General features: G+C 69.0%; 25 protein-coding genes. 14 read left to right on the forward strand and 11 right to left on the reverse strand.

Features of this window, described 5'->3' with window-relative positions:
* Positions 1-19: 19 nt before the first annotated feature.
* The 6 genes from ACE2AC_RS01550 to ACE2AC_RS01575 all read left to right on the forward strand — a co-directional run bounded on the left by ACE2AC_RS01550 (position 20) and on the right by ACE2AC_RS01575 (position 4,848).
* Positions 20-1,312 carry an ABC transporter substrate-binding protein gene (locus ACE2AC_RS01550; protein ID WP_375690378.1) on the forward strand — a complete coding sequence of 431 codons (1,293 nt, stop codon included), beginning with the start codon at positions 20-22 and terminating at the stop codon, positions 1,310-1,312.
* A gap of 84 nt (positions 1,313-1,396) precedes the next feature.
* A complete protein-coding gene (locus ACE2AC_RS01555) occupies positions 1,397-2,323 on the forward strand; it encodes a branched-chain amino acid ABC transporter permease (protein WP_375690379.1) in 927 nt (308 codons plus the stop codon).
* Entirely contained in the window at positions 2,320-3,258 is a 939-nt protein-coding gene (locus ACE2AC_RS01560) for a branched-chain amino acid ABC transporter permease (protein WP_375690380.1), read from the forward strand. The genes ACE2AC_RS01555 and ACE2AC_RS01560 overlap by 4 nt, the downstream gene beginning before the upstream one ends.
* The gene (locus ACE2AC_RS01565; RefSeq protein ID WP_375690381.1) at positions 3,255-3,983 is read left to right on the forward strand and encodes an ABC transporter ATP-binding protein; all 729 of its coding nucleotides are present in this window, start codon (positions 3,255-3,257) and stop codon (positions 3,981-3,983) included. Before ACE2AC_RS01560 ends, ACE2AC_RS01565 begins: the two co-directional genes overlap by 4 nt.
* Positions 3,984-4,153: 170 nt before the next feature.
* A complete protein-coding gene (locus tag ACE2AC_RS01570) occupies positions 4,154-4,528 on the forward strand; it encodes an ATP-binding cassette domain-containing protein (RefSeq protein ID WP_375690382.1) in 375 nt (124 codons plus the stop codon).
* A gap of 38 nt (positions 4,529-4,566) precedes the next feature.
* The gene (locus tag ACE2AC_RS01575) at positions 4,567-4,848 is read left to right on the forward strand and encodes a branched-chain amino acid ABC transporter ATP-binding protein (protein WP_375690383.1); all 282 of its coding nucleotides are present in this window, start codon (positions 4,567-4,569) and stop codon (positions 4,846-4,848) included.
* On the opposite strand, the gene ACE2AC_RS01580 is transcribed toward ACE2AC_RS01575, so the two are convergent.
* Positions 4,845-5,264 carry a MarR family winged helix-turn-helix transcriptional regulator gene (locus tag ACE2AC_RS01580; RefSeq protein ID WP_375690384.1) on the reverse strand — a complete coding sequence of 140 codons (420 nt, stop codon included), beginning with the start codon at positions 5,262-5,264 and terminating at the stop codon, positions 4,845-4,847. The genes ACE2AC_RS01575 and ACE2AC_RS01580 overlap by 4 nt on opposite strands.
* Positions 5,265-5,372: 108 nt before the next feature.
* Here ACE2AC_RS01580 and ACE2AC_RS01585 point away from each other — a divergent pair, with 108 nt between their 5' ends.
* The 6 genes from ACE2AC_RS01585 to ACE2AC_RS01610 all read left to right on the forward strand — a co-directional run bounded on the left by ACE2AC_RS01585 (position 5,373) and on the right by ACE2AC_RS01610 (position 11,959).
* Positions 5,373-6,203 (forward strand): FAD binding domain-containing protein, encoded by an 831-nt coding sequence (locus tag ACE2AC_RS01585; RefSeq protein ID WP_375690385.1) that lies wholly within the window; start codon positions 5,373-5,375, stop codon positions 6,201-6,203.
* Complete coding sequence (locus tag ACE2AC_RS01590) at positions 6,200-7,054, forward strand: 2Fe-2S iron-sulfur cluster-binding protein (protein WP_375690386.1); 855 nt, start codon at positions 6,200-6,202, stop codon at positions 7,052-7,054. Before ACE2AC_RS01585 ends, ACE2AC_RS01590 begins: the two co-directional genes overlap by 4 nt.
* The gene (locus ACE2AC_RS01595; RefSeq protein WP_375690387.1) at positions 7,018-8,943 is read left to right on the forward strand and encodes a xanthine dehydrogenase family protein molybdopterin-binding subunit; all 1,926 of its coding nucleotides are present in this window, start codon (positions 7,018-7,020) and stop codon (positions 8,941-8,943) included. The genes ACE2AC_RS01590 and ACE2AC_RS01595 overlap by 37 nt, the downstream gene beginning before the upstream one ends.
* Positions 8,944-9,112: 169 nt before the next feature.
* Positions 9,113-10,561, forward strand: a complete 1,449-nt coding sequence (locus tag ACE2AC_RS01600) for a 6-hydroxynicotinate reductase (RefSeq protein ID WP_375690388.1) — start codon at positions 9,113-9,115, stop codon at positions 10,559-10,561.
* A complete protein-coding gene (locus ACE2AC_RS01605; protein ID WP_375690389.1) occupies positions 10,558-11,385 on the forward strand; it encodes a UPF0280 family protein in 828 nt (275 codons plus the stop codon). Before ACE2AC_RS01600 ends, ACE2AC_RS01605 begins: the two co-directional genes overlap by 4 nt.
* Positions 11,378-11,959: an amino acid synthesis family protein gene (locus tag ACE2AC_RS01610; protein WP_375690390.1), complete on the forward strand. Its 582-nt coding sequence runs from the start codon at positions 11,378-11,380 to the stop codon at positions 11,957-11,959. Before ACE2AC_RS01605 ends, ACE2AC_RS01610 begins: the two co-directional genes overlap by 8 nt.
* Here ACE2AC_RS01610 and ACE2AC_RS01615 read toward each other — a convergent pair.
* Together ACE2AC_RS01615 and ACE2AC_RS01620 are read right to left on the reverse strand one after the other, a co-directional pair.
* Positions 11,956-12,618 (reverse strand): glutathione S-transferase family protein, encoded by a 663-nt coding sequence (locus tag ACE2AC_RS01615; RefSeq protein WP_375690391.1) that lies wholly within the window; start codon positions 12,616-12,618, stop codon positions 11,956-11,958. The genes ACE2AC_RS01610 and ACE2AC_RS01615 overlap by 4 nt on opposite strands.
* 73 nt (positions 12,619-12,691) lie before the next feature.
* Positions 12,692-13,714: a ketopantoate reductase family protein gene (locus ACE2AC_RS01620; protein WP_375690392.1), complete on the reverse strand. Its 1,023-nt coding sequence runs from the start codon at positions 13,712-13,714 to the stop codon at positions 12,692-12,694.
* Positions 13,715-13,971: 257 nt separating this feature from the next.
* Between ACE2AC_RS01620 and ACE2AC_RS01625 the strand changes: the two genes are divergently transcribed.
* Together ACE2AC_RS01625 and ACE2AC_RS01630 are read left to right on the forward strand one after the other, a co-directional pair.
* Entirely contained in the window at positions 13,972-16,119 is a 2,148-nt protein-coding gene (locus tag ACE2AC_RS01625; RefSeq protein ID WP_375690393.1) for an anthranilate synthase, read from the forward strand.
* Positions 16,120-16,440: 321 nt separating this feature from the next.
* Positions 16,441-16,758 carry an H-NS family nucleoid-associated regulatory protein gene (locus ACE2AC_RS01630; RefSeq protein ID WP_375690394.1) on the forward strand — a complete coding sequence of 106 codons (318 nt, stop codon included), beginning with the start codon at positions 16,441-16,443 and terminating at the stop codon, positions 16,756-16,758.
* Positions 16,759-17,009: 251 nt separating this feature from the next.
* On the opposite strand, the gene ACE2AC_RS01635 is transcribed toward ACE2AC_RS01630, so the two are convergent.
* From ACE2AC_RS01635 to pepN, 8 genes are all read right to left on the reverse strand, one after another.
* The gene (locus ACE2AC_RS01635) at positions 17,010-17,480 is read right to left on the reverse strand and encodes a thioesterase family protein (RefSeq protein ID WP_375690395.1); all 471 of its coding nucleotides are present in this window, start codon (positions 17,478-17,480) and stop codon (positions 17,010-17,012) included.
* Positions 17,477-17,959 carry a thioesterase family protein gene (locus ACE2AC_RS01640; protein WP_375690396.1) on the reverse strand — a complete coding sequence of 161 codons (483 nt, stop codon included), beginning with the start codon at positions 17,957-17,959 and terminating at the stop codon, positions 17,477-17,479. The genes ACE2AC_RS01635 and ACE2AC_RS01640 overlap by 4 nt, the downstream gene beginning before the upstream one ends.
* Positions 17,956-18,345, reverse strand: coding sequence for a rhodanese-like domain-containing protein (locus ACE2AC_RS01645; protein ID WP_375690397.1), 390 nt, complete (start codon positions 18,343-18,345; stop codon positions 17,956-17,958). The genes ACE2AC_RS01640 and ACE2AC_RS01645 overlap by 4 nt, the downstream gene beginning before the upstream one ends.
* Positions 18,346-18,615: 270 nt before the next feature.
* A complete protein-coding gene (gene gatB / locus ACE2AC_RS01650) occupies positions 18,616-20,127 on the reverse strand; it encodes an Asp-tRNA(Asn)/Glu-tRNA(Gln) amidotransferase subunit GatB (protein WP_375690398.1) in 1,512 nt (503 codons plus the stop codon).
* Between the two features lie 65 nt (positions 20,128-20,192).
* Positions 20,193-21,515: a hypothetical protein gene (locus ACE2AC_RS01655; RefSeq protein ID WP_375690399.1), complete on the reverse strand. Its 1,323-nt coding sequence runs from the start codon at positions 21,513-21,515 to the stop codon at positions 20,193-20,195.
* Positions 21,516-21,719: 204 nt separating this feature from the next.
* Complete coding sequence (locus ACE2AC_RS01660) at positions 21,720-22,280, reverse strand: type 1 glutamine amidotransferase domain-containing protein (RefSeq protein ID WP_375690400.1); 561 nt, start codon at positions 22,278-22,280, stop codon at positions 21,720-21,722.
* Positions 22,281-22,347: 67 nt separating this feature from the next.
* Complete coding sequence (locus ACE2AC_RS01665) at positions 22,348-23,097, reverse strand: SDR family oxidoreductase (protein WP_375690401.1); 750 nt, start codon at positions 23,095-23,097, stop codon at positions 22,348-22,350.
* A 63-nt stretch (positions 23,098-23,160) separates the two neighbouring features.
* Complete coding sequence (gene pepN, locus ACE2AC_RS01670) at positions 23,161-25,710, reverse strand: aminopeptidase N (RefSeq protein ID WP_375690402.1); 2,550 nt, start codon at positions 25,708-25,710, stop codon at positions 23,161-23,163.
* Positions 25,711-25,788: the final 78 nt, after the last annotated feature.

Here is a 25,788-nt window from a genome sequence, read left to right on the forward strand (position 1 = left end):
ACCAACAGGGGAAGACACGATGACCAAGCCGACCGACCGCCCGCAATCGACCTCCCGCCGCGCCGCGCTCAAGACGCTGGGTGCCGCCGGGGCCGCCGCGACCCTTCCGCTCTGGGCCCGCTACACCCACGCCCAGACCGCCGAGCCGATCCGCATCGGCTTCCAGAAACACGCTACCGGCATCGGCGCCGCCTATGGCCGCTGGTATGACCGCACCAGCCAGGCGGCCGTGTCCAAGATCAACGCCGAGGGCGGGATCAACGGCCGCATGATCGAGCTGGTGACCGAGGACGACGGCACCGATCCCAAGCGCGGCGCCGAAGTGATCGAGAAGTTCGCCAACCAGTCGAACTGCGACATCGCCTTCGGCACGCTGTTCTCCCACGTCGTGATCGGCTCCGCCCCCCGCGCGGGCGAGCTGAAGCTGCCGTACTTCGTCGTCTCCGAAGGCCACCACGTCGCGTCGGGCATGCTGAACCGCTGGACGCTGCAGCCCGGCATCACCGACGTGAAGTCCCAGGTCAGCGCCATGGCGCCCTTCATCACCGACACCCTCGGCAAGAAGGTCACCATGATCTTCCCCGACTACGGCTTCGGCTACGACCACCGCGACAACCTGACCCCGGCGATCCAGGCCGCGGGCGGCGAGGTGGTGGCCCAGATCGCCATCCCGCCGACCGAGACCTCGTTCACCAAGTACTTCCCCAAGATCCCGCGCGACACCGAGGTGATCTACCACGTCATGGTCGGCCCCGCCGTGCTGACCTTCGTCAAGGAGATGGGCGAATTCTTCGGCCCCTCCCGGCCCGAGATCTTCGGCTTCATCGACAGCCTCGAGGCGGTCGACATGACCTCTCCGGGGCTCGAGTTCCTCGATGGCACCTACTTCTGGGAAGGCATGCCGCGCTACCTGCAGGACGGCGCGCCCGAGTACGTGACCGCCTACCGCGACGCCGTCGGGATCGATGCCAACGGCGCCAGCACCAGCGACGCCAAGGACGTTTCCACCGCCGCCCACATGTTCGGCTGCTGGGAGACGCTGCACATCATCAAGGCGGGCATGGAAGCCTCCGGCTACGCCTCCAAGGACGACCGCCAGGCGCTGGTCGAGGCGGTCGAGGCGATGTCCGACATGGAGGCCGGCGCCGCGCATCCGCAGGGGCCCAAGCTCTTCAATGGCAAGACCCACCAGGTCTTCGGGCAGCAGTACATCTCGCGCGTCGAGGGCGGCAAGCTGGTGGTCCAGCACACCGCCTCGATCGAGGACACGCTCTACCCGGACGAGGTCGATTACACGACGATGAGCTTCTGAGCCGTCGCCCGAAACGCCGAAGGCCGGGCACCGCCCGGCCTTCGTGCATCACCTGAACGACCCATTACAGGCACCTGACTCGCAATGGATTTCGGCCCCTACCTGATGCTCGCCGTGCTCGAAGGCGCGGTGCTGGCGGCGGTGCTCGCGTTGATGGCCTCGGGCCTCAGCCTCGTCTTCGGCGTGATGCGCGTCGTGAACGTGGCGCATGGCGAATTCTACATGCTGGGCGCGGTGGTGGCCTATGCCGTGGCGCAGGCCTTCGCCGGCGCGCCCGCCACCGGCTTCGTCGCCGCCGCGGTGATCGCGCCGCTGGCGGTCGGGGCGATGGCCGCGGCCGCCGACATGACCATCCTCAAGCGGATCGACTACGACCCCGAACGCACCATCGTCGCGACCATCGGCCTGCTCTACATCATCCAGCAGGTCACGCTGATGACCTACGGCGCCGACGCCCGCCCGGTCGCGCCGCCGTTCAACGACCGCATCGCGCTGCCCTGGGTCGAATGGGGCGAGGGCGGCCTGTCGCTCTATTTCCCCTGGGGCCTCTCGACCACCTCCTACAAGCTCTTCGTCATCGTCGCCGCCGCCGTGCTGATCGCTGCGATCCGGCTCTTCATGGCGCGGTCCCGCGCAGGGCTGATCATGCGCGCGACCCAGCTCGACAGCGAGATGGCGACCGCCTTCGGCATCCCGGTCGAACGGGTCTACGCCGCCGTCTTCGGCATCGGCGCGGGTCTGGCGGCGCTGGCCGGCGTGCTGATCGTGCCGATCCAGCAGGCGCATTACCTGATGGGCGGCGACGCGCTGCTGCTCAGCTTCATCGTGGTGATCATCGGCGGCCTCGGCAGCCTCTCGGGCACCATCGTCGCGGCGATCCTGATCGGGCTCTCGGACGGCATCATCTCAGTCTTCTTCTCGCCGACGCTGGCCAAGATCCTCGCGACGCTCCTCGTGGCCCTCGTCCTCGTCTTCCGCCCGCAAGGGCTCTTCGGGGAGCGTCCGGCATGAGCGCCCGCAGCCTCGCGCTCCACCTCGGCCTCGTCGTGGCGCTCTTCGCGCTGAATTTCGTGCTGCCGCCCTACACCCATGGCAACATCGCGCGGGTGATGACGCTGGCGGTCTACGCCATCGGCTACAACATCGCCTTCGGTTACACCGGGCTGCTGTCGCTCGGCCACGCGATGTTCTTCGCCGCGGGCATGTACGGCGCGGGGCTCCTGCTGCAATTCACCACGCTCAACGCCGTGGCCGCGCTGGCCGCGGGCCTCCTCTGCGGCGGCGGCCTCGCCCTCGTCGTCGGCCTGCTGGCGCTCCGGACCATCGGGGTCGCGTTCATGATCGTGACGCTGATGTTCAGCCAGGCCTGCTACCTGACGATCCTCTATTTCGGCGACATCACCCACGGCGACGAGGGCTTCGTCATCCCCTCGGCCCGCCGGATCGTCGCGGGCTTCGACCTCGGCGATGCGCAGGTCCGCTACCTCGTCGCCTGGGCGCTCTTCTCCACCGCGCTCCTTTTCACGCTCTGGCTGGTCAACCGCCCCACCGGCCGCGTCTTCGTCGCCATCCGCGAGAACGAGCCGCGCGCGCGGCTCCTCGGCTACGACACCTTCCGCATGAAGCTGCGCGCGCTGGTGCTGTCGGGCACCATCGCGGGCGCGGGCGGGGCGGCCTACGGCTTGCTCTTCGGCTATGTCGGGGCCAGTTTCGCGGGGGTGCAGTACTCGATCTTCCCGCTGCTCTGGGTGCTCCTGGGCGGCGCGGGCACGGTGATCGGACCGTTCTTCGGCGTGCTCTTCATGTTCTACCTGATCGACCTCACCTCGGGCCTGACCGACGCCTACATGCTCTTCGCCGGCATCGCGCTGGTGGCGCTCACGCTCTTTGCCCCGCAGGGCATCGCCGGAGAGCTCCGCCGCCGCAACTGGGCCCGCCTGCCATGAGCGCGATCCTCTCCGCCCGCGGCCTGTCGAAAAGCTTCCAGGGCCTGCGCGCCGTACACGAGGTCGATTTCGATCTCGCCCCCAACCAGGTCCACGCCCTGATCGGCCCGAACGGCGCGGGCAAGACGACCTTCGTGTCGATGCTGATCGGGCGTCTCGCGCCCAGTTCCGGCACCATCGCCTTCGAGGGGCGCGACATCACCGCGCTGCCGGACCACGCCCGCGTCGCCCTCGGCATGGCCTATACGTTCCAGATCACCTCCGTCTTCTCGCGCCTCACCGCGCATGAGAACGTTGCGCTTGCCGCCCGCCGCCGTCTCGGCACCGACCGCGCCGCGGTGGACCGAGAGGTTTCCGAGGCGCTCGCCCGCACCGGCCTCGGCGACCGGGCGCAGGTCGCGGCCGAGGATCTCTCCTACGGCCACCAGCGCCTGCTGGAAATCGCCATGGGCCTCGCACAGCGCCCCCGCCTGATGATCCTCGACGAGCCGACGCAAGGTTTGGCCGAAAGCGAGATCGCCGCCTTCAAGTCCCTGATCCGCGAGCTGAAACAGGAAACCACCATCCTGCTCATCGAACACAACATGGCCGTCGTCATGGAACTGGCCGACCGCATCACCGTGCTGAACTTCGGCGAGGTCCTGGCCGAAGGCACCCCCGGCCAGATCCATGCCGACCCCGCCGTCCAGGCCGCCTACCTCGGCACCGAGCCCGCCGATGCCTGACCGCGCGCGCCCATCCAAGGCCATCGCCCGTGCCCTCGGTCGGATGCCTCCGGCGGGGATATTGATCACCAGGGGAAGCAGGCGGTCCGCCCCGACCTTCATCTTGCCAAGAAAACTCCCGCCGGAGGCAACGGCGCAGAGCGCCGTTCCCCGCACCACGGACCCCGCCCATGCTGAGCGTCGAGGGCCTCACCGCCGGCTACGGCCACGCCATGATCCTGCGCGACCTGTCGCTCACCGCCGAGCCGGGCCGGATCACCTGCCTGATGGGCCGCAACGGCGCCGGCAAGACCACCACGCTCAAGGCGATCATGGGCCTCGTCGCGCCCGAGACGGGCCGCATCACGCTGGACGGAGAGGTCATCTCCGACCTCGCCCCGCACCGGGTGCCGGGGCAGGGGATCGGCTACATCCCGCAGGGCCGCCGCCTGTTCGGAGAGCTGACCGTGCAGCAGAACCTGCGCATCGGCCTGATGACCCGCAAGAGCGGGCCCGAGGTGCAGGACGAGGTGCTGACCCTCTTCCCCGCCTGCGTGAACGGCTGACCCAGCGGGCCGACACGCTCTCGGGCGGGGAACAGCAGATGCTCGCCACCGCCCGCGCGCTCTGCCTGCGGCCCAAGCTGCTGCTGCTGGACGAGCCGACCGAGGGGCTGCAGCCTTCGATGATCGAGGCGATCCGCCAGGTGATCCTGACCCTGCGCGACCGCGGCGCCGCGATCCTGCTGGTGGAGCAGCGGATCGACGCGGTCCTCGCCATGGCCGACCATGTCCACGTGATCGAGAACGGCCGCAACCTCGAGGATTTCGATGCCGCCCAGCTGACCCGCGCCCCCGACAGGCTGCGCGCGCACCTGGGCGTCTAGCCGAGCCGCGCCAGCAACCGCAGGAAGGTGGCCCGCTCCTCGGGTCCGAGCGGGGCGAGGGTGTCGGCGCTGATCTCCAGCCCCGTCGCCGCCAGCCCCTCGAACAGCGCCAGCCCCGCGGCGCTCGGGCTCAGGATGGTGCGGCGGCGGTCGTCGGGATCGGGCGCGGCCTCGACCAGACCCTTGGCGCGCAGCCGGTCCGCCACCCCCTTGATCGTCGCCGCATCCATCGCCACCGCCCGGCCAAGCGCGTTCTGCGACAGCGGCCCCTCGGCGCGCAGCCGGGCCAGCGCGGCGAACTGCATCGGCGTCAGGTCGGGCAGCCGTTCGGCAAAGATCGCCAGGTGACGCTGGTTTGCCCGCCGCAGCAGGTAGCCCACCTGGGCGTCCAGATCGTAATCGTCGGCTGCCGTCATTCCGGGTCCTTCCGATCCGCGCGCTTGACAGAGGCGGGGGCTCAGCCTCAAGATCCGTTTGTACACCAACAATACCCGTCGCACCACGCGACTTTGCGGAGGCGCAGCGTGACCGCCTATCACCGGCCGGACAGCCTGACCGAGGCTCTCGCCATCGCGGCGGACGGGCCGGTGGCGCTGGCGGCCGGCTGCACCGATCTCTACCCCGCGACGCCGGCGCAGGTGCTGCTGGGCCCAGTGCTCGACCTGACCGCCATCGCCGACCTGCGCGGGATCACCCGCACCGACGGGGGTGGCTGGCGCATCGGCGCGACGACCAACTGGGCCGCGATCCGCGCCGCCGATCTGCCGCCCGCCTTCGACGGGCTGAAACAGGCCGCGGCCGAGGTCGGGTCGCTGCAGATCCAGGCCACCGGCACCATCGGCGGCAACCTCTGCAACGCCTCGCCCGCCGCCGACGGCATCCCGCCGCTCCTGACCCTTGATGCCGGGGTCGAACTGGCCTCTGCCACCGCCCGCCGCCAGATGCCGCTGGCGGACTTCCTCACCGGCCCGCGCCGGACCGCCCGCCAGGGCGGAGAGATCCTGACCGCCGTGCTGATCCCGCCGGTGGCCGGGCAGGGCGGGTTTCTCAAGCTGGGCGCGCGCAAGTACCTCGTGATCTCGATCGCCATGGTCGCGGCGCGGCTGGCGGTCGACGGCGACCGGATCGCCGCCGCTGCGCTGGCCGTCGGGGCCTGTTCCGCCACCGCGCAGCGCCTGCCCGCGCAGGAGGCCGCGCTGACCGGCCTGTCGCCCGCCGAGGCCGCCGCCGCGATCGACCCCGCCCTTGTCCGGCCCGCGTTGTCGCCCATCGACGACATCCGGGCCGATGCGGACTACCGCGCCGACGCGGCCATCGAACTGCTGCGCCGGCTTGTCGGGGGCATGGCGTCATGAACCTGCGCGCGGGCGAAACCTTTCGGATCACCGTCAACGGCCAGGCCCGGCACGTCGAAACCCAGCCGGGCCGCCGCCTGTCGGACGTGCTGCGCCGCAACCTCAGCTTGACCGGCACGAAATCCGGCTGCGACGCGGGCGACTGCGGCGCCTGCACCGTGCTGCTCGACGGGGCGCCGGTCTGTGCCTGCCTGACGCCGCTAGCCCAGGCCGCGGGCCGGCAGGTCCTGACGGTCGAGGGGCTTGGCGCCACGCAAGCCCATGCCGCCCTTCAGGACAGCTTCCTGCGCCACGGCGCCGCGCAATGCGGCATCTGCACGCCGGGCATGCTGATGGCCGCGGTCGCGCTCCTGTCGCGCACCGCCACCCCCAGCCGGGCCGAGGCCGAGGCAGCGCTTGGCGGGGTGCTCTGCCGCTGCACTGGCTACGCCAAGATAATCGACGCGGTCTGCGACGTGCGGATGGACGCCCCCGCCGCCCCGATGCCCGCCCCCGGCGCCGCGGTCGGCGCCCGCCTGCCGCGCCTCGACGGGCGGCCCAAGGTCACCGGGGGCGAGCTTTTCGGCGGCGACTTCCGCTGCGAGGCGCCGCTCACCGTGCTGGCCATCCGCTCGCCGCACCCCGCCGCGCGCTTCACCCTCGGCGACACCGCGACCTGGGCCGCCGACCGCTCGGCCCAGGTCTTCACCGCCGCCGACATTCCCGGAGAGAACCGGTTCGGCGTCATCCCGCCCTTCGCCGACCAGCCCGCGCTGGCCGAGGGCGAGGTGCGCCTGAGGGGCGAGGCGGTAGCGCTGGTCGCCGCCCCCCGGCGGTGGCCGAGGCGCTCGATCTCTCCAGCTTCCCGGTGACGTGGGAGGTGCTCGATCCCGTCACCGATCCGGCCCGCGCCCTCGGCGCCCGCGCGGTGCAACCGGCCCGGGCCGACAACGTCCTGACCCGCGGCCACGTCCGCCGCGGCGACGCCGCCACCGGCCTGGCCGCGGCCGCCCACCTGGCCGAGGACACCATCGCCACCACCTTCGTCGAACACGCCTATATCGAGCCCGAGGCCGGCAGCGCCTGGATGGAGGACGGCACGCTCTGCATCCGCGCCTGCACCCAGGCCCCGGTGATGGACCAGGAGGATGTCGCCAAGGTCCTGGGCCTGCCGCTCGACCGGGTGCGGATCCTGCCCTCGGGCACCGGCGGCGGCTTCGGCTCCAAGCTCGACGTCTCGCTGCAGCCGCTGATCGGGCTGGTCGCGCTGAAGACCGGGCAGCCCTGCACGATGACCTACACCCGGCGGGAATCGATGCAGTCGACCACGAAACGCCACCCGGCCCGGATGCACGCCCGGATCGGCTGCGACGCGGCCGGGCGGATCACCGGGATGGCGTTCGACGGCACCTTCGACACCGGGGCCTATGCCTCTTGGGGGCCGACCGTGGCGAACCGGGTGCCGGTGCATGCCTCGGGGCCCTATTTCACGCCCGCCTACCGCGCCGACACCGTCGCGATGCACACCAACAACCCCATCGCCGGGGCCTTTCGCGGCTTCGGCGTGCCGCAGGCCGCCGTGATCCAGGAGGCGCTTTACGACGACCTCGCCCGCGCCGCCGGGATCGACCGGCTCGCGTTCCGGCGGCTGAACGCCCTGCGCGACGGCCAGCCCACGGTCTGCGGGCAGGAACTGGGCGGCGTCGGCATCACCGCCTGTTTCGATGCGCTGGCCGACGGTTGGGCCCGCGCAGGGGACGAGACATTGGCCTTCAACACGGCCGCCGCCGCCTCGGGCAGCCGGTTGCGCCGGGGGCTTGGCATCGCCGCCTGCTGGTACGGCTGCGGCAACACCGCCTTGCCCAACCCGTCGACCATGCGGCTGGGGCTGACCGCGGCGGGGCGGCTGGTGCTGCACCAGGGCGCGACCGACATCGGGCAGGGCGCGAACACGGTAATCCCGCAGATCTGCGCCGACGCGCTTGGCCTGCCGCTGTCGGATTTCGACTTCATCGGCCCCGACACCGCGCTGACGCCGGACGGCGGCAAGACCTCGGCCTCGCGCCAGACCTACGTGTCGGGCAAGGCCGCGATGCTGGCGGGCGCCGCGCTCCGGGCCGAGATCCTGGCGCTGACCAACCGGGCCCCCGACGCATGCCTTGCGCTCTCCGACGCACAGCTGACGGTGACCGACGCGGCGGGGGAAAGCACCCTCGACCTCGCCCGCCTGCCGCTGGTGCTGGGGGACTACGTGCTGGCGGCCGAGGAAAGCTATGATCCCCCGACCCGCGCGCTGGATGCCGAGGGGCAGGGCGCGCCCTACGCGGTCTACGGCTACGGTGCCCAGCTGGCCGAAGTCGAGGTCGACCTCGACCTCGGGACCACCCGGGTGCTGCGGATCACCGCGGCGCATGACCTCGGCCGGGTGATCAACCCGCTGCTGGCCGAAGGGCAGATCGAGGGCGGCATCGCCCAGGGCCTCGGCATGGCGCTGATGGAGGATTACGTCCCGGGCCGGACCGAGAACCTGCACGACTACCTGATCCCCACCACCGGCGACATGCCCGAGGTCGTGACGATCCTGCTCGAAGTGCCCGACCCCGAGGGGCCGATGGGGGCCAAGGGCCTTGGCGAACACGCCCTGATCCCGACCGCGCCCGCGATCCTGAACGCGATCACCGACGCCACCGGGGCCCGGGTGCGGCAACTGCCCGCCCTGCCGCACCGCGTGCGGGCCGCGATCCGGGGGGTCGAGGGATGAGACGGCCCGCGTCAGCCCATCTCCGCCACCCGGCGGTCCGGCCCGGGTCGTCCCGATCCACACCGTCAGGGGCCGCGTCCCGGCCCGCGCCTGCGTGCCGCCCCGACGGGCGGCGTCAGGCTGGCACCCCGGCGACAGCTGCAGGCGCGCGCCCCGAGGACCGCATCCCATGACCACGCCCGCGCCGAAACCCGACAAGGTCCGCTGCGACGCCTGCCCGGTGATGTGCTACGTCGCCGAGGGCCGCACCGGCGCCTGCGACCGCTACGCCAACGAGGGCGGGCGCATCGTGCGCTGCGATCCCCTCACCATCCTCGAGACCGCCAAGGCCGAGGGCCAGCCCCTCCGCCGCTTCCTCGACCAGGGCTGGAACGGCGCGATCACCCCCGACGACGGCCGCCGCGTGACCGCCATCGGCGCGGGCACGACCTACCCGGACTTCAAGCCCGCCCCCTTCATCGTCTCGCGCCAGATCGACGGCGTCGATGCCGTGACCGTGGTCACCGAGGCGATCTATTCCTACTGCGGCGTGAAGGTGAAGATCGACACCGACCGCCACCTCGGCCGCGAAGGCGCCCGCGTGCTGGCCCAGGGCGAGGCGGTTGGGCTGGTCATCACCTCGGAATACGGCTCCCAGATGCTGTCGCTCGGCGGGGTCGACCACCTGACCGGCGGCTCCAAGGCCGAAGGCCGGGTCACCTGCGACACCCTCATGGCGCTTTGCAACTGCGAAGCGGTCGATTTGCAAATCGAAGGCGGGGCGCAGGTCACCGTGCAGGCCGGCAAGCCCCCGATCGTGGACGGCGCGGTCGAGACCCGGATGCGCGTCGGCTGCGGGTCGGCCACCATCGGCATGTTCGCCGCGCAATGGCAGGGGCTGGTGGACGAGGTCGTCGTGGTCGACGACCACATCACCGGCGTCGTCAGCGAACACCAGGCCGGCAAGGTGATCGGCTGGCCCGACACCGGCATCCGCATCAGGGGCCACCGCTCCACCCCCGGCCGCTACTTCCGCGTGGCCGAGCCGGGGCAGGGCTGGGGCGGCACCGACATCGCCGACCCGCTGACCATCCTTAACCCCTGGCTGGAGAAAAAGGGCGCGCGCCCCGGCCTGACGCTGCTAATGGTCTCCACCACCGGCGAACACGCGGCCTACTACGTGCTGGACGACGACCTGACCCCGGTCGAACACCCGCTGCCCGACACCCTCCGCCCCACGGTGGACCTGATCGCCGAGAACTGCGAACCGGCCCTCTGCACCGTGATGTTCCAGGCCGGCGCCGGCGGCTCTCTCCGCTCGGGCACCACGCGCAACCCGGTCCTGCTGACCCGTGCCGTGCAGGCGGGCGAGGTGCGCGTGACCGTCGGCGGGGCCGAGGCGTTTGTCTGGCCCGGCGGCGGCATCACCCTGATGGTCGACGTGACGAAACTGCCCCCCAACAGCTTCGGCTACGTGCCCACCCCCGCGCTGGTCGCGCCGCTGGAATTCACCGCCAGCCGCGACACCTACCGCGCGCTCGGCGGCCACGACGCGGCGGTGCGCGATATCGACGACGTGCTGGCCCGGGGCGGCGACTATGGCAGCGCGCACCGCGTGCTGAAGGACCCGCAGCCGTGAGCGGCCCGCAGGCCGCGCGCCTGCCGGGCGACCGGCTGCACCTGAACCACGGGCCGATCGACCTGGTCATCGGGGCCGAGGGGGCCGGGCGCGACGCCTTCTTCCACGCCGCCGCCCAGCGGTTCGCGACGATCCTAGAGGAACTGGTGGCCGAGCTTCCCGACCTGCGCCGCCCCGACGCCCCGCCGCCCAGCGGCCCGACCGCCCGCCGGATGCAGGCCGCCACCGCCCCCTTCGCGCCTGAATTCATCACCCCCATGGCCGCCGTCGCCGGCGCAGTGGCCGAAGAGGTCCTGTCGCAAGCCGCCGGCATGCCCGACCTGCAAAAGGCCTACGTGAACGACGGCGGCGACATCGCCTTTCTCCTCGCCCCCGGCGCGACCTTCACAGCCGCCATGGCCGGTGGCACCGTCACAATCCCCGCCGACACCCCGTGGCGCGGGATCGCCACCTCGGGGCAGGGCGGGCGGTCTCACAGCCTCGGCATTGCCGACAGCGTGACGGTGATCGCGCGCGGCGCGGCGCTGGCCGATGCCGCCGCCACGATGATCGCCAACCGCGTCGACCTGCCGGGCCATCCTGCGGTCCGCCGCGTGCCCGCCCGCGACCTCGCCCCCGACAGCGACCTGGGCGACCGCCGCGTCACGACAGCCCTCGGCCCGCTGACCCCGGCCGAGGTCGACCGCGCGATCGCCGCCGGGCGCGCCTATGCCGAGACATTGATCGCCCGCGGCCTGATCGGCGGCGTGGCCCTGACGCTCAACCACCGCACGGCGCTCGCCGGGGCGGCCCACGACCTGACGAAAGACCCGGCCCATGCCTGATTTCACCCTGCGCAAGACCATGATCTTCCTCGAGGATATCCAACACGACGGCGGCCCCGCCGCGACGCCCCCGCGTCAGCGCGGCGCCATCGTGGCGCTGGTTCGCAACCCCTTTGCCGGGCGCTACGAGGACGACCTGCAATCCGCGATGGACGATCTGAAACCGCTTGGCCTGACGATGACCGACCGCCTGATCGCGGCCATGGGCGGGGTCGAGGGGATCGACGGCTACGGCAAGGCCGCGATGTGCGGCACCGCCGGAGAGCTTGAGCACACCGCCCTCTGGCACGTGCCCGGCGGCTATGCCATGCGCGAACGGCTGGGCGAGGCGCTGGCCATCGTGCCCTCGGCGATGAAGCAGGGCGGCCCGGGCACGCGCATCGACGTGCCGCTCGGCCATGTCAACGCGGCCTACGTCCGGTCGCATTTCGACGCGATGGAGGTCGGGCTCCCGGACGGGCCGCGCCCGGACGAACTGCTTCTCGCGCTGGCGATGAGCCGGGGCGGGCGCGTCCATGCCCGGATGGGCGGGCTGCAGGCCGACCAGATCAGCGCCCGCGACGGTCTGCGCTAGGCGTAGCGATAGGGCCCGCCGACCTCGAGCGCGCGGCGATAGGCCGGGCGCGAATGGATGCGTTTCAGGAAGTCGCGGATCACCGGCCGCATCCCCGCGCCGCCACGATCCGACGCGGTTTCCAGCGGGAAGGACATCATGATGTCGGCGGCCGAGAAGCTGTCGCCGACGAACCAGCCGGACCGCCCCAGCACCTCTTCCCAGTAGTCGATGTGCAGCTTGATCTCGGGCGCGACGAAACCGTTGCGGACCGGGTCGATCACCCGGTGCACCAGCGGCTTCATCAGCCGGGGCGCGCGTTGCGGCATGGTGTCGAACACCAGCTTCATCAGCAACGGTGGCATGGCCGAGCCTTCGGCGTAGTTCAGCCAGTATGTTATCTCGCGCGCCGCGCGCGTGCCCGCCTCGGGCTCCAGCCGGCCCTGTCCGTGCCGGTCCAGCAGGTAGCGGATGATCGCCCCGGTCTCGGCCATCACCTCGTCATCCTCGACGATCACCGGGGACCGCCCCAGCGGATGCACCCGGCGCAGCGCCTCGGGCGCGCGCATCGTCTTGGGGTCGCGCTTGTAGAATTCGACCTCGTAGTCGAGGCCGAGCTCTTCCATCAGCCACAGCACCCGCTGGGACCGCGAATTGTCGAGATGGTGCAGCGTGATCATGGGGCCTCCTGTCGTCCGGGCCAGAGTAGGCGGCGGGGCGGCGAGGGCAATGGCAAACGCGGGCCGACAGCCCTTACGCCGTGCGGCTTTTTTCCACCTCGCGCAGGATCGAGGTCGCCAGCTCCAGCATCGGCATCGGCACCCCGCGCGCCCGGCCAAGCGCGACGGTCGCACCAAAGATCGGCTCGATCTCCATCGGGTTGCCCTTGCGCAGGTCCTGCAGGGTCGAGGGCGCGTGGTCCGGCCCGTGCGCCGCGTGGTGCAGCCGCTTCTCGGTCGTCATGCGGATCGTCGCGCCCTCGGCCTCGGCCAGCGCGCGCACCTCCTCCATGATCGCCGCCGCAAATCCGCGCAGCGCCGGGTCGTTCGCGATGCTGGCCTGCGACGCCCGCGAGATCGCGCAGACCGAGTTCAGCGAGCAGTTGCTGAAGAGCTTGGAGAAGAGCGAATCCTGGAACGGCTCGGTCTCGCGCACGGTCCATCCGGCCCCGCGCAGGATCCCGGCGATGCGCTCCACGTCCGCGCGCGGCTCGCCCGGCAGGCGGCCAAGGTCGAGGTAGCCCTCGATCTCGACCGAGATCACGCCCGGTTCCGGCACCGAGGCGCCGAGATAGGCGATCGCCCCGATCGCCCGTTCCGGCCCGATCTCGCGCCAGAGCGCACCGCCCGGATCGACTTCCTCCGCGCCCTTGACCCCGCCCGCGCCGTCGGGCAGCGGGTACCACCAGGGCAGCCCGTTCACCACCGGCAGGATGCGGCTTGCGGGCTTCATCATCGCGGCCAGCTTGGCGGCCATCGGTGGGATCTGGTGGCCCTTCAGCGCGGTGATCACCACGTCCTGCGGCGGCAACTCGCCCGGATCGGCCACCGCGTTCACCGCGACGCAGGTTTCGCCCGCGGGCGTGCGCAGGCGCAGCCCGTTGTCGCGGATCGCGGCAAGATGCGCGCCGCGGGCCACCACCGACACCCGGCCCAGCCCGCCGGTGCCCTGCGCCGCGGCCAGCCGCGCGGCGATGGTCCCGCCGATGGCCCCGGGGCCCACGATGCAGATGTCCAGCGGGCCCTCGGGCAGCGGCGGCAGGTCGGCGGCGGTCATGGCGATATCCTTGATGCAAACGGCTGTTTCACGCACCGACTTGTCGCAGCAAGGCCACCCTGCCGCAAGGTGACGCGGCCCGGTTTACAACCCCGCCGCCCGTTGCTAATGGAATTGCGCCTAAGGACGGAACAAACTCGCATGTGCAAGCGATGGCAAAGCCGGTGGACGAATGGGCGATGGCGCGGGCCATCGCAACGCTGACCCTTTTCCGGCAATAGGGGCCACGCGCCCCGGCACACGAGAAATCTGACCAAATGAGCATCCAGACCTTTGTGACCAAGGGTGGCGTCGAAGTTTCGCGCCGCGAATCCGACGCAACCTACCTGCAGACCGCCGAAGAGCTGATCGACCGGCTCGACAGCGCCTACGGCGCGCTCTTCAGCTCGAATTACGAATACCCCGGCCGCTACACCCGGTGGGAGTTCGGCTTTGCCGAGCCGCCGGTGATGATCGAGGCGCGCGGCCGCGAAATGACGATCCGCGCCCTGAACCCGCGCGGCCGGGCGCTTCTGCCCATCCTGCGCCCCGCGCTCGAACATCTGCCGGAACTGGCCGCGTTCACCGCCACCGACGAATGCCTCACCCTCACGGTGAAAACGCCCGACCGCGTCTATAACGAGGAAGAACGCTCGCGCGCGCCGTCGGTCTTTACCGTCCTGCGGGCGATCACCGATCTCTTCCACACCGAAGAGGATCACCACCTCGGGCTTTACGGCGCATTCGGTTACGACCTCGCGTTCCAATTCGAACCGATCGACCTGAAACTGGAACGCCCCGCCGATCAGCGCGACCTTGTCCTTTTCATCGTCGACCGCCTTCTGGTCACCGACCATTACTCCACCCGCGCGTTCTGGATTTCCTACGATTTCACCCAAGGCACCCATACGACGGTGGATGCCGAGGGCGGCGGCCCGCGCGAGCCGTTCCAGCGCGGACCCGAGGATCTGCCGCGTGGCGACCATGCGCCCGGCGAATACGCCAAGCTGGTCGTCGAGGCCAAGAAGAGCTTCCGCCGCGGCGACCTTTTCGAGGTGGTTCCGGGCCAGGTCTTCTATGAGCCCTGCAAGGACAGCCCCTCGGCCATCTTCCGGCGGCTCAAGCGGATCAACCCCGCGCCCTTCGGCTTCATGATGAACCTCGGCGCGCAGGAGTACCTCGTCGGCGCCTCGCCCGAGATGTTCGTCCGCGTCACCGGCCGCCGGGTCGAGACCTGCCCGATCTCTGGCACCATCAAGCGCGGCGCCGACGCCATCGAGGACAGCGAACAGATCCTCAAGCTACTGCAGTCCAAGAAGGACGAGAGCGAGCTGACCATGTGCTCGGACGTCGACCGCAACGACAAGTCCCGGGTCTGCGAACCCGGATCGGTCCGCGTCATCGGCCGCCGCCAGATCGAGATGTATTCGCGCCTGATCCACACCGTGGACCATATCGAGGGCCGCCTGCGCCCCGGCATGGACGCCTTCGACGCCTTCCTGACCCACGCCTGGGCCGTGACGGTCACCGGCGCGCCGAAACTCTGGGCGATGCGCTTCATCGAGAACCACGAGAAATCGACCCGCTTCTGGTACGGCGGCGCCGTCGGCGCGGTGCAGTTCGACGGCGACATGAACACCGGCCTCACCCTGCGCACCATCCGCATCAAGAACGGCGTGGCCGAGGTGCGGGCGGGCGCGACGCTGCTGAACGACAGCGACCCGGACGAGGAAGAGGCCGAGACCGAGCTCAAGGCCTCGGCCATGCGCGCGGCCATCCGCGGCGACGTGAAGGCCAACGACACCGGCGGCGACGGCACGCGGCTCAAGGTCGGGCAGGGGCGCCGCATCCTGCTGGTCGATCACGAGGACAGCTTTGTCCATACGCTGGCGAACTACTTCCGCCAGACCGGGGCCGAGGTGCTGACCTCGCGCAGCCCCGTCGCGGACGAGTTGCTGGCCGATTACGCGCCCGACCTCGTGGTCCTGTCGCCCGGTCCCGGCAACCCGTCCGATTTCGATTGCCGCGCGACGATTGCCAAGGCGCTCGACCGCGATCTGCCGGTGTTCGGCGTCTGCCTCGGATTGCAGGCGATCGCGGATTACTTCGGCGCCACGCTCGACCAGCTCGACGAACCGATGCATGGCAAGCCGTCGCGGATCGCGGTGCATCATCCGGGCACCGTGTTTGCCGGATTGCCCGATGCGATCACGATCGGGCGGTATCATTCGCTGCATGCGCGGCCCGATACGCTGCCGAATGAGCTGACGGTCACCGCCACCACCGCCGATGGCGTTGTGATGGGGATCGAACATGCCACGCTGCCGATTGCGGCGGTGCAATTCCATCCTGAAAGCATCATGTCGCTTGGCCAGGATGCCGGCATTCGCATGATCGAAAACGTCGTCAGCCGCCTCGGCCGCTGATCGAAAACGCGGGGCGCCGTTAATGGCGCCCTGCGCATTTCGCATGACGCGAATTCGCGCCGTACCGCGCTTTCGAAATATACGCAGCAAAATACGCCTGACGTTAATGCGCATCACAAAGATTAATCGAAACTGAAATCGCAGAAGCGTGATGTGGGGATCCCGATTACGTTTTCGGTGATTTTCCGCCGAATCCATCGATTCCTCATTGCTCGACACAAATGGACTGCTTGACTTCTATTGCAATGCCAACACTTTGAGAGCAGGGCGACAGAACGAAGGAAAACCGCCTTTGGGCAAGAACATGGGACTAGCATACAAATGAAAGTTGAATTGGATAAACTGTCACTGGACGAGCTCAAGCAGCTCCGAAAGGACGTGGACGGTGCAATTCGCACCTTCCAGGATCGGGAACGAAAGCGCGCGCTCAGCGCTCTTGAGTTAAAAGCTCAGGAAATGGGTTTCAGCCTTTCCGAACTGACCGGCCCGGCCAGCAAGTCGCGCAAGGTGCATCCCGCCAAGTATCGTCATCCGGATGACGCAACCAAGACCTGGAGCGGTCGTGGCCGACAACCGGGCTGGGTCAAGGAAATCCTGGCCGACGAAGGCGACCTGGAAGAATACTTGATCCGCAAATGACCTGAACGGGCCGTCCGCCCGGGCCTATTGCCGCAATCACTCGTGCGGCGGTGTCACAGACGCAGGCTGAACAGACATCGTGCCGGATCGATCCCCATCCGATCCGCACCAACGGCCAGACGGGCACGCCCCCGGTTTCGGCCCGCGCCATCACCGACGTTCCGGCGGGGATTCCCCATCTTGCGACGGCAGCGACAACGGGCGCGGGCACCAAGCCCTCGAAACCCTGTACGACAGACGCCCGTCCGGCCCTACTTCCTCACCCCCATCGGGCGACCGACCCAGCCGGGCACCGGCAGCTTGCGGTGCTCTTCCAGCATCGCCTGCAGGTTCTCCTGCACCTTGGCCGGGTAGGGCGCCACCTTCGGCCCGCTGCGGTCGATGTGCAGCGAGATGCCTTCGCCCGTGGCCGACAGCCAGCCGTCCTCGTGGTAAAGCTCCTGGCAGAAGTGATAGGCCTTGGGCCCGACGTCGAGCAGCCGGAAGGTCGTGTAGACCGTCGATCCCGGCGGCAGCTCGCGGACATAGCGGATGTGGAACTCGGCCGAGAAGGTGGTGAAGCCACTGGTCTCGGCGTACTTCACCCCAAGGCCCACGCTGTCCTGCACCTCGTCCACGCCCCAGTCGAAGAGCACGACGTAGTAGGCCATGTTGAGATGACCGTTGAAATCGATCCATTCGGGCTTCAGCACCTGCTGCCCGGCGCGAAACGGCACGGTCATTTGCGCAGCCCCATCGGTTTGCCCAGCCAGTCCGGGCGGGGAAGCCCGGCCTGTTCGGCGAGGATCTCGTCCAGCGCGGCCTTGATCTGTGGCGGATAGGGTGCGACGCGCGGCCCGGTCTGGTCGATGTGCAGGCTGATCTCCTCGCCGGTGGCGGCGACCCAGCCGTCCTCGTGGATCAGCTCCTGCACGTAGTGGAACGACTTCGGCCCCACGTCGAGCATCTGGAAGGCGCAGCGCACCTTGTCGCCCAGCTTCAGCTCCCGCAGGTAGCGGACGCGGAATTCGCCCGAGAACGTCGTGTGGCGGAAGGTCTTGCGATAGTCGTTGCCGAACCCGATACGGCGATAGACATGCGACGATCCCTTGTCGAACAGCACCCCGTAATAGGCCATGTTCATGTGCCCGTTGTGGTCGATCCACTCGGGCCTGACCTCCATCGGGTCGGACAGGTACTTGCCTTCGAGAACCTCGCTCATTTCGGCTTCCGTTCCTCGACCGGCAGGCCGGCGCGCTTCCAGTCGCCGAAACCGCCGGTCAGGCTCGCCGTCTTCAGCCCCATCTCCTGCGCGACCTGCGCCGCCAGCAGCGACCGCCAGCCCGAGGCGCAGTAGAACACGAAGGTCTTGTCCTCGGCGAAGTAGGGCTTGTGATAGGGGCTTTCCGGGTCGATCCAGAACTCCAGCATCCCGCGCGGCGCATGTTTGGCGCCGGGGATCATGCCGTCACGCTCCAGCTCGCGGACGTCGCGGATGTCGACAAAGACGGTGCCCTCGTCCTGCATCAGCGGTTGCGCCTCGCCGTTCGACAGCGACGTGATCTGCGCCTCAGCCCGCGCCATGAGTTCCTTGATTCCGACGGCCATCCGGTCCTCCTCTGTGTCCGCAGCGAAGGTGCCGCGCGGGGCGGCGAAGGGCAAGGCCCGGCGGCGCGGTTTCCGGGACGTGGCAAAGCCGCGCGCGGTCGCGGATGCACCGACGCAATACCGACGCAATACCGACGTGATACCGACGTCCCGTTCGGTGCCTTAACCCCCGTTCTGCGGGGTCTCACCCCGCCAGACACTGACCTGCAAACGAAAAGGGCGGAACCCGCGTCCCGCCCTCAACACATTCTTTCAAGTCACTGAAAAAACTCAGAGACCCAGCTTCTCCGTCACCAGCTGGTTGACCGCGGCCGGGTTCGCCTTGCCGCCGGTCGCCTTCATCACCTGGCCCACGAACCATCCCGCAAGCTTCGGATTCTGCTTGGCTTTCTCCACCTGCGCCGGGTTCGCCGCGATCACCTCGTCCACCGCCGCCTCGATCGCGCCGGTGTCGGTGACCTGCTTCATGCCCTCGGTCTCGACGATCTCTTCCGGGTCACGGCCCGAAGTGTACGCGATTTCAAAGACATCCTTTGCGATCTTGCCGCTGATGTCGCCCTTGGTGATGAGCCCCACGATCTTGCCCAGCATCTCGGGCGTGATCGGGCTGTCGCCGATGTCGTGATCCTCTTTCTTCAGCCGCCCGAAGAGCTCGTTGATCACCCAGTTCGCCGCCAGCTTGCCGTCGTTGCCGGCCGCGACCTTCTCGAAGAAGGCGGCGTTCTCGGCCTCGGCGGTCAGCACGCTCGCGTCGTATTCCGACAGGCCGAAGTCCTTGACGAACCGCGCTTTCTTGGCGTCCGGCAGTTCCGGCAGGGAGGCCGCGATCTCGTCCACCCAGGCCTGCTCGATCTCGAGCGGCAGCAGGTCGGGATCGGGGAAGTAGCGGTAATCGTGCGCCTCTTCCTTCGACCGCATCGATCGCGTCTCACCCTTGTCCGGATCGTAAAGCCGGGTCTCCTGCACGATCGCGCCGCCGCCCTCGAGGATCTGGATCTGGCGCCGCGCTTCGTAATCAATGGCTTGCTGGATGAACCTCATGGAGTTCATGTTCTTGATCTCGCACCGGGTGCCCAGATGCGCGAAATCCTGCGTCTCCTGGTACTTCTCGTACTGGCCCGGCCGGCAGACCGACACGTTCACGTCCGCCCGCAGGTTGCCGTTCTGCATGTTGCCGTCGCAGGTGCCGAGGTAGCGCAGGATCTGCCGCAGCTTGGCGATGTAGGCGGCGGCTTCCTCGGGCCCCCGGATATCGGGGCGCGAGACGATTTCCATCAGCGCGACGCCGGTCCGGTTCAGATCGACGAAGGACATGTTCGGGTCCATGTCGTGGATCGACTTGCCCGCGTCCTGTTCGATGTGGATGCGTTCGATCCGCACCAGGCGCGCCACGCCCGGCCCCATGTCCACGAGAATTTCCCCTTCACCGACAATGGGATGGTAGAGCTGGCTGATCTGGTAGCCCTGCGGCAGGTCGGGGTAGAAGTAGTTCTTGCGGTCGAAGGCCGAGACCAGGTTGATCTGCGCCTTCAGGCCTAGCCCGGTGCGCACCGCCTGTTCCACGCAGAATTCGTTGACAACTGGCAACATGCCCGGCATCGCCGCGTCCACGAAGGCGACGTTGGAATTCGGCTCGGCGCCGAATTCGGTTGAGGCGCCCGAGAAGAGCTTGGCCTTCGAGGCCACCTGAGCGTGCACCTCCATCCCGATCACCAGCTCCCAATCGTGCTTGGCGCCGGCGATGACCTTGGGTTTCGGTGTCTCGTAGCTGAGATCCAGCATGGCCCGTCCTTTCCGCGTTGGAACAGAGCGCGTTCTAGGACAGGCCGTGATGGGGGGCAAGGGCCTCAGGCGGGGGTATGCAACTCGAGCCCGCGAGGCGAGAAGGTGACGACCTGTCCGGCCGCCAGCTCGCTGCCGAAATGCCGCGCGATCAGGCATCGCGCGATGCCCTCGCCCTTCTCGGCCAGCATGGCGGGGCCTGGCGTCAGGTCGAAGGGCGACATGCGCGCCTCGGCCCAGTGACGGGGATGCAGCTCGCGCAGGTGGCCGCGCAGGATCCGGCCGAACCGGGCGTGGATGTGGCCCCTGTTGCAGCGCGCCTCGTCGGGAATGTCCTCGGGCGCGTTCGTCGCGGCCATGGCGACGCCGGCATGGGCGGCCAGGATGTTCACGATGTGCTGGGTGCCCCGCCGGGCGAGGATGTCGTCCAGCCCCTCGATGTAGCGGTCGATGTCGATGCGCTCGGCCGCCTCGGGCGCGCAGCGCAGCGCGTCGAGCCAGACCCAGGTATAGCCGCCTTCGCCCCAGGTCTCCTCGGTGCGTTCGGCGGTATCGTGGGCGGCGTCGTCCAGCGCCTCGAACGATCCGTACCAGTCAGGCAAAAGGCGCAGGCCGTAACGGCGCATGTGGGCCGGGTTGCCGGGGTCGAGCTCGATCAGCGCGGCATAGTCGGCGCCGATCCGGTCGCCGGCATCCTCGGCGCCCATCATGAGCTGGCAGCGCGCCTCGGCCAGGACCACGCTGCGTTCAGCGCGGGCGTCATGCGGGGCCAGCAGCTCGGCGGCCCGGTCGAAATGCGCGCGCAGGATCGGGTGGTCGGTGTCGGGCCGGGTGGCGGCGTCGGCATGGGCGGCCAGCCCGATTTCGATATGGGTCAGGGCGATCACGGCGTTCAGGCCCCAGCACTCCGGCGCCTCTTCCAGCGCTTCCTCGAGCGCCTCGATCAGCTCTTCGGGGGGCACGTCGCCTTCGCCGATGGCCGCGCGGGCCGCCTGGACAAAGTCAGACCGTGCGCCGAGCGCCAGAAGGCTGGCGGCGCCGGTGCCCTCGCTGGTCACTTCGCGGGCGTGATCGGTGTCGCGCACCAGCTTGCCCAGCACGTCCCACTGGTCCTGACGGGCCAGGAACAGGCCCTTGCCGATGAAGCTCTGGCGCAGGTGATCCTCCTGGCCTTCGGATTGCACCGGCAGGATCAGGCCGCGGTCGCGGGCCGGGGTGGCGGCGCGCTGGCGGTTCAGGCCGATGGCATACTGGGCAACGCCCACGGAATCCGTCTGGCTGCGGGCGGCGGGTTTCGGAGCACGGGCGCTTGCCTTGTCCTCGTCGCCCTTGGCGGTCTTTTCGAACCGCGCCGCGAGGGTCTCTGGTAGTCTCGGAATACCGCGCATCACTTGCTCCGGGTGCGTCGTTACTGGTTACTGCTTGCCGGGAAATCTGCCCCCCAAAAGGGCCAGATCGTGGCCGCTTTCAGGAGAGATGGCGAAAGTTTCGCGGCTCGGCAGAAAGCCGCCGGGCCTCGCGCCCGGCGGCAAACATGGGTCTGGCGGTCAGGATTTTCAGACACTTGCCAGCGAAGGTTGATGTTCCCCGGCTCAGGCCGCTTCACGGTTGTGGCGGCCTTCGGCGATTTCCTCGATGAGCTTCGTCACAAAGGCGTCAAGATCGCCGGGATTGCGGCTGGTCACGATGCCCTTGTCGCAGGCCACCGCAACATCGCGCCATTTGCCGCCCGCATTTTCGACATCGCGCCGAATCGAGGTGTACGACGTGACCTCGCGCCCGCGCAGGGCGTCGGTCTCGATCAGCAGCCACGGCGCATGGCAGATCGCGCCGATCACCTTGCCGCTGTCGAGGAAGGTGCGGATCAAGGTCACCGCGGTGTCGTCTACCCGCAGCAGGTCGGGATTGATCTGCCCGCCCGGCAGGACCAGCGCGTCAAAGTCGGCGGCGTTCACGTCGGACAGCTTGGCATCGACCGCGACCTCCTGGCCCCAGTCGTCCTCTTCCCAGCCCTTGATGGGTTCGCCGCTGGGGCTGGCCACGGTCACATGGGCGCCGGCGGCACCCAGCTGGTCGCGCGGCACCTCGAGTTCCGACTGCTCGAAGCCGTGGGTCGCGATGATCAGGATTTTGCTGGAGTTAATGTCTGGCATGATGCCCTCCTTTCGTTCAGGGGGGCAACGGGGGCCGGACGGATCGCGTTCCACGCGAATTGTGGGATCAGCGGCCTCCCGCCACGTCGACCAGCGTGCGCGTGACGTAAGAGGCCTTGTCCGACAGCAGCCACAGGATCGCCTCGGCCACTTCCTGCGCCCGGCCGGTGCGCTGCATCGGTACGTTGGCGGCCAGCCGCGCGGCGCGGTCCGGATCGCCGCCCTTGGCGTGGATCTCGGTCTCGATCAGGCCCGGGCGGACGGCATTCACGCGAATGCCCTCGGCCGCCAGTTCGTCGGCGAGGCCCAGCGTGAAGGTGTCGATGGCCCCCTTCGATGCCGCGTAGTCGATGAACTGGTTGCCCGAACCCAGCCGCGCCGCGGCCGAGGACGTGTTGACGATCGCGCCGCCCGCGTTCTGCCGCCGCATCAGCCCGACCGCGCCCTTCGCCACCAGCATGGCCGAGACGACGTTGATCGTGAACATCCGGGTGAGGCGGGCGGGCGTCATCTCCATGATCGTGGCCTTGTCGTCGACGATGCCGGCGTTGTTCACCAGGTCGAGGGGCAGGGCGGGATCGGCCAGCGCCGCCGCGGCGTCGATCATCGGCGCGATGCTGTCGGGATGTTCGAGGTCGGCCTGCAGCAGGTGCGCGGTGGCACCCTTGGCGCGGGCCGTCTCGGCCACCGCTTCGGCCCCCGCGCTGTTGCCGCCGTAGTGCAGCAGCAGCGTCAGGCCCGGCCGCGCGGCCAGGTCGGCCACCGCCGCGCCGATGCCGGAACTTGCGCCGGTGATGAAGAGGGTGCGGTCGGTCATCGGGGCCTCCTGTCGTTTGCGCGCAGGAGGCCGCGAAACCGCGGCGGCGTCAAGCGGCGGGGATCATTCGAGGATCCGCGCCACCATTTCCGCCGTGTCCCGGCTCAGCCCGTCGCGCATCATGATGCGGTGCAGGTTCTCCTGGATCATCCCCTGCCGGTCGGCATCGTAGCGCCGCCAGGTCTGGAACGCGGAACACATCCGCGCCGTCGTCTGCGGGTTCAGCGCGTCGAGCTGGATCAGCCAGTCCGCCATCAGCCGGTAGCCATCGCCGCTGTCATGGTGAAAGCCCGCCTGGTTCATTGCCAGTGCGCCAAAGACCGCGCGGAAACGGTTGGGGTTCTTCAGGTTGAAATCCGGATGCGCGACCAGCCTCTCGACCGTCGCGGCGGTGTCCCCGGGTTCCGCGTGGCCGATCTGCAGGGCGAACCACTTGTCCATCACCAGCCGGTCGTCGCGCCACTGGTCCTCGAACGCCTTCAGCGCGGCCTCGCCCGAGCCCGCGGTCACCAGCGCGGACAGGGCGGCCAGCTGCTGGGTCATGTTGTCGGCCACGTCGTACTGCGCCTGCGCCAGCGCGCCGCCGTCCCGCCGCGACAGCAGCATTAGCGCGGTGTTCGCCAGCGCCCGCTTGGCCGCGCCCTCGGCGTCGGGGCGGTAGGGGCCGGTCACCTGGTTGGCGGCATAGGCGGCGCGCAACTGGTCCTCCAGCGCCTCGGCCATGGCGTCGAGCAGGTGCTCGCGCACCTTGTGGATCGCCTGCGGATCGGGCACCCGGCCCGCGTCCACCTGCGCCTGCGCCAGGTCGTCCTCGGACGGCAGGGACAGCACCAGCGCCACGAAGGCGGGATCGAGGCTGTCGTCGGCCAGCGTGGTAGTCAGCGCAGACAGGAACGCGCGATCCGGCGCCGCGCCGTCGTTCAGCATGCGCAGCAGCACGTCGCGGGCCAGGGCCCGGCCGGCTTCCCATTTGTTGAACGGGTCGGTGTCATGCGCCAGCAGGAAGGCGCGTTCGGCGTTGGTCGTCTTGCGCTCCAGGATCACCGGCGCGGAAAACCCGCGCAGGATCGACGGCACCGGCCGGGCGGCAAGCCCGGTGAAGGTAAAGCTCTGCTCGGCCTGGGTCAGCTCCAGCAGCGTCGTTTCCTGCACCTCGTCGCCGTTCGGGCCCAGCAGGCCGACGGCGATCGGGATCACCCGCGGATCCTTCTGCGGCTGGCCCGGCGTCGGCGGCGTCATCTGCCGGAAGGTGAGGGTGAGCCGCCCGTCCTCCCACGCCTCGCTGACCGAAACGCGCGGCGTCCCGGCCTGCGAATACCACAGCTTGAACTGCGAAAGGTCGCGGCCGGTGGTGTCCTCGAACACCTTCAGCCAGTCCTCGATGGTGCAGGCCTGCCCGTCATGGCGGTCGAAATAGAGATCGAGCGCCTTCGCGTAGTCCGCATCGCCAACCAGCCGCTTGAGCATGCCGATCACCTCGGCGCCCTTCTCGTAGACGGTGGCGGTGTAGAAGTTGTTGATCTCGACAAAGCTCTCGGGCCGCACCGGGTGCGCCAGCGGGCCGTTGTCTTCGCGGAACTGCCGCCCGCGCAGGTCGATCACGTCGGTGATCCGCTTCACCGGCTCCGACCGCATGTCGGCGGTGAACTGGGCGTCGCGAAAGACGGTCAGCCCTTCCTTGAGGCACAGCTGGAACCAGTCGCGGCAGGTGATCCGGTTGCCGGTCCAGTTGTGGAAATACTCATGCGCGATGATCGCCTCGATCCGCTCGAAGTTCCCGTCGGTCGAGGTCTCGGGCGAGGCGAGCACGGCGGAGGAGTTGAAGATGTTCAGCCCCTTGTTCTCCATCGCGCCCATGTTGAAATCGTCGACCGCCACGATGTTGAAGATGTCGAGGTCGTATTCCCGGCCATAGACCTCTTCGTCCCATGTCATCGACTTGATGAGGCTTTCCATCGCAAAGGCGCACTTGCCTTCGTCGCCGGGGCGGACCCAGACGTTCAGCTCCACCTCGCGGCCGGATTTCGTGGTGAACTGCCCGGGATGGTTCAGCAGTTCGCCCGCGACCAGCGCAAAGAGGTAGGCGGGTTTCGGCCAGGGATCGTGCCATTCGGCAAAGCCGGGGCCCGAGGCGCCGGGGTTCCCGTTCGACAGCATCACCGGCAGGTCGCTTTCCACCCGCACGGTGAAGGTCGCCATCACGTCGGGCCGGTCGGGGTAATAGGTGATCTTGCGGAAGCCCTCGGCCTCGCACTGGGTGCAGTACATGCCGTTCGACATGTAGAGCCCTTCCAGCGCGGTGTTCTTCACCGGCGCGATCTCGACCTCGGCCTCGAAGATGAAGGGCGCGTCGGGCACGTCGCAGATCAGGCCCGCTTCGGTGATCTCGGGGCTGACCGCGACGCCGTCGATACTGGCCGAGATCAGCGTGAGGTCCTCGCCATGCAGGAAGAACTCGCGGCTGGCGGCCTCGGGATTGGGGCGGAACGCGATCCGGCTCTTCACCCGCGTCGCCTCGGGCGCCAGGGCAAAGGTCAGGTGCACCTCGTCGACCAGGTAGGCGGGCGGGGTGTAATCCTCGAGATAGATCGTGGTCCCGGTCATGTCCTTCATCGCCGCCTCCTGTACCGCTGGCGGATCATTGCTGGGACAGGGGGCGGGGAATTGCAAGGGGCGGGGGCGCGACGAAAC

The sequence above is a fragment of the Pseudooceanicola sp. LIPI14-2-Ac024 genome (assembly GCF_042188925.1).
Taxonomy (GTDB): Bacteria; Pseudomonadota; Alphaproteobacteria; order Rhodobacterales; family Rhodobacteraceae; genus Pseudooceanicola.

What these genes read in the sequence shown, in the direction of transcription:
- ACE2AC_RS01635 (WP_375690395.1), bottom strand. Translation starts at nt 17,480, where the DNA reads ATGACCGTGCCGTTTCGCGCCGGGCAGCAGGTGCTGAAGCCCGAATGG.
- ACE2AC_RS01645 (WP_375690397.1), bottom strand. Translation starts at nt 18,345, where the DNA reads ATGGCCGTCGGAATCAAGGAACTCATGGCGCGGGCTGAGGCGCAGATC.
- ACE2AC_RS01580 (WP_375690384.1), bottom strand. Translation starts at nt 5,264, where the DNA reads ATGACGGCAGCCGACGATTACGATCTGGACGCCCAGGTGGGCTACCTG.
- ACE2AC_RS01600 (WP_375690388.1), top strand. Translation starts at nt 9,113, where the DNA reads ATGACCACGCCCGCGCCGAAACCCGACAAGGTCCGCTGCGACGCCTGC.
- ACE2AC_RS01610 (WP_375690390.1), top strand. Translation starts at nt 11,378, where the DNA reads ATGCCTGATTTCACCCTGCGCAAGACCATGATCTTCCTCGAGGATATC.
- ACE2AC_RS01555 (WP_375690379.1), top strand. Translation starts at nt 1,397, where the DNA reads ATGGATTTCGGCCCCTACCTGATGCTCGCCGTGCTCGAAGGCGCGGTG.
- ACE2AC_RS01655 (WP_375690399.1), bottom strand. Translation starts at nt 21,515, where the DNA reads ATGCGCGGTATTCCGAGACTACCAGAGACCCTCGCGGCGCGGTTCGAA.
- ACE2AC_RS01625 (WP_375690393.1), top strand. Translation starts at nt 13,972, where the DNA reads ATGAGCATCCAGACCTTTGTGACCAAGGGTGGCGTCGAAGTTTCGCGC.
- ACE2AC_RS01565 (WP_375690381.1), top strand. Translation starts at nt 3,255, where the DNA reads ATGAGCGCGATCCTCTCCGCCCGCGGCCTGTCGAAAAGCTTCCAGGGC.
- ACE2AC_RS01660 (WP_375690400.1), bottom strand. Translation starts at nt 22,280, where the DNA reads ATGCCAGACATTAACTCCAGCAAAATCCTGATCATCGCGACCCACGGC.
- ACE2AC_RS01630 (WP_375690394.1), top strand. Translation starts at nt 16,441, where the DNA reads ATGAAAGTTGAATTGGATAAACTGTCACTGGACGAGCTCAAGCAGCTC.
- ACE2AC_RS01570 (WP_375690382.1), top strand. Translation starts at nt 4,154, where the DNA reads ATGCTGAGCGTCGAGGGCCTCACCGCCGGCTACGGCCACGCCATGATC.
- ACE2AC_RS01590 (WP_375690386.1), top strand. Translation starts at nt 6,200, where the DNA reads ATGAACCTGCGCGCGGGCGAAACCTTTCGGATCACCGTCAACGGCCAG.
- ACE2AC_RS01615 (WP_375690391.1), bottom strand. Translation starts at nt 12,618, where the DNA reads ATGATCACGCTGCACCATCTCGACAATTCGCGGTCCCAGCGGGTGCTG.
- ACE2AC_RS01640 (WP_375690396.1), bottom strand. Translation starts at nt 17,959, where the DNA reads ATGAGCGAGGTTCTCGAAGGCAAGTACCTGTCCGACCCGATGGAGGTC.
- ACE2AC_RS01560 (WP_375690380.1), top strand. Translation starts at nt 2,320, where the DNA reads ATGAGCGCCCGCAGCCTCGCGCTCCACCTCGGCCTCGTCGTGGCGCTC.
- ACE2AC_RS01665 (WP_375690401.1), bottom strand. Translation starts at nt 23,097, where the DNA reads ATGACCGACCGCACCCTCTTCATCACCGGCGCAAGTTCCGGCATCGGC.
- pepN (WP_375690402.1), bottom strand. Translation starts at nt 25,710, where the DNA reads ATGAAGGACATGACCGGGACCACGATCTATCTCGAGGATTACACCCCG.
- ACE2AC_RS01550 (WP_375690378.1), top strand. Translation starts at nt 20, where the DNA reads ATGACCAAGCCGACCGACCGCCCGCAATCGACCTCCCGCCGCGCCGCG.
- gatB (WP_375690398.1), bottom strand. Translation starts at nt 20,127, where the DNA reads ATGCTGGATCTCAGCTACGAGACACCGAAACCCAAGGTCATCGCCGGC.
- ACE2AC_RS01620 (WP_375690392.1), bottom strand. Translation starts at nt 13,714, where the DNA reads ATGACCGCCGCCGACCTGCCGCCGCTGCCCGAGGGCCCGCTGGACATC.
- ACE2AC_RS01575 (WP_375690383.1), top strand. Translation starts at nt 4,567, where the DNA reads ATGCTCGCCACCGCCCGCGCGCTCTGCCTGCGGCCCAAGCTGCTGCTG.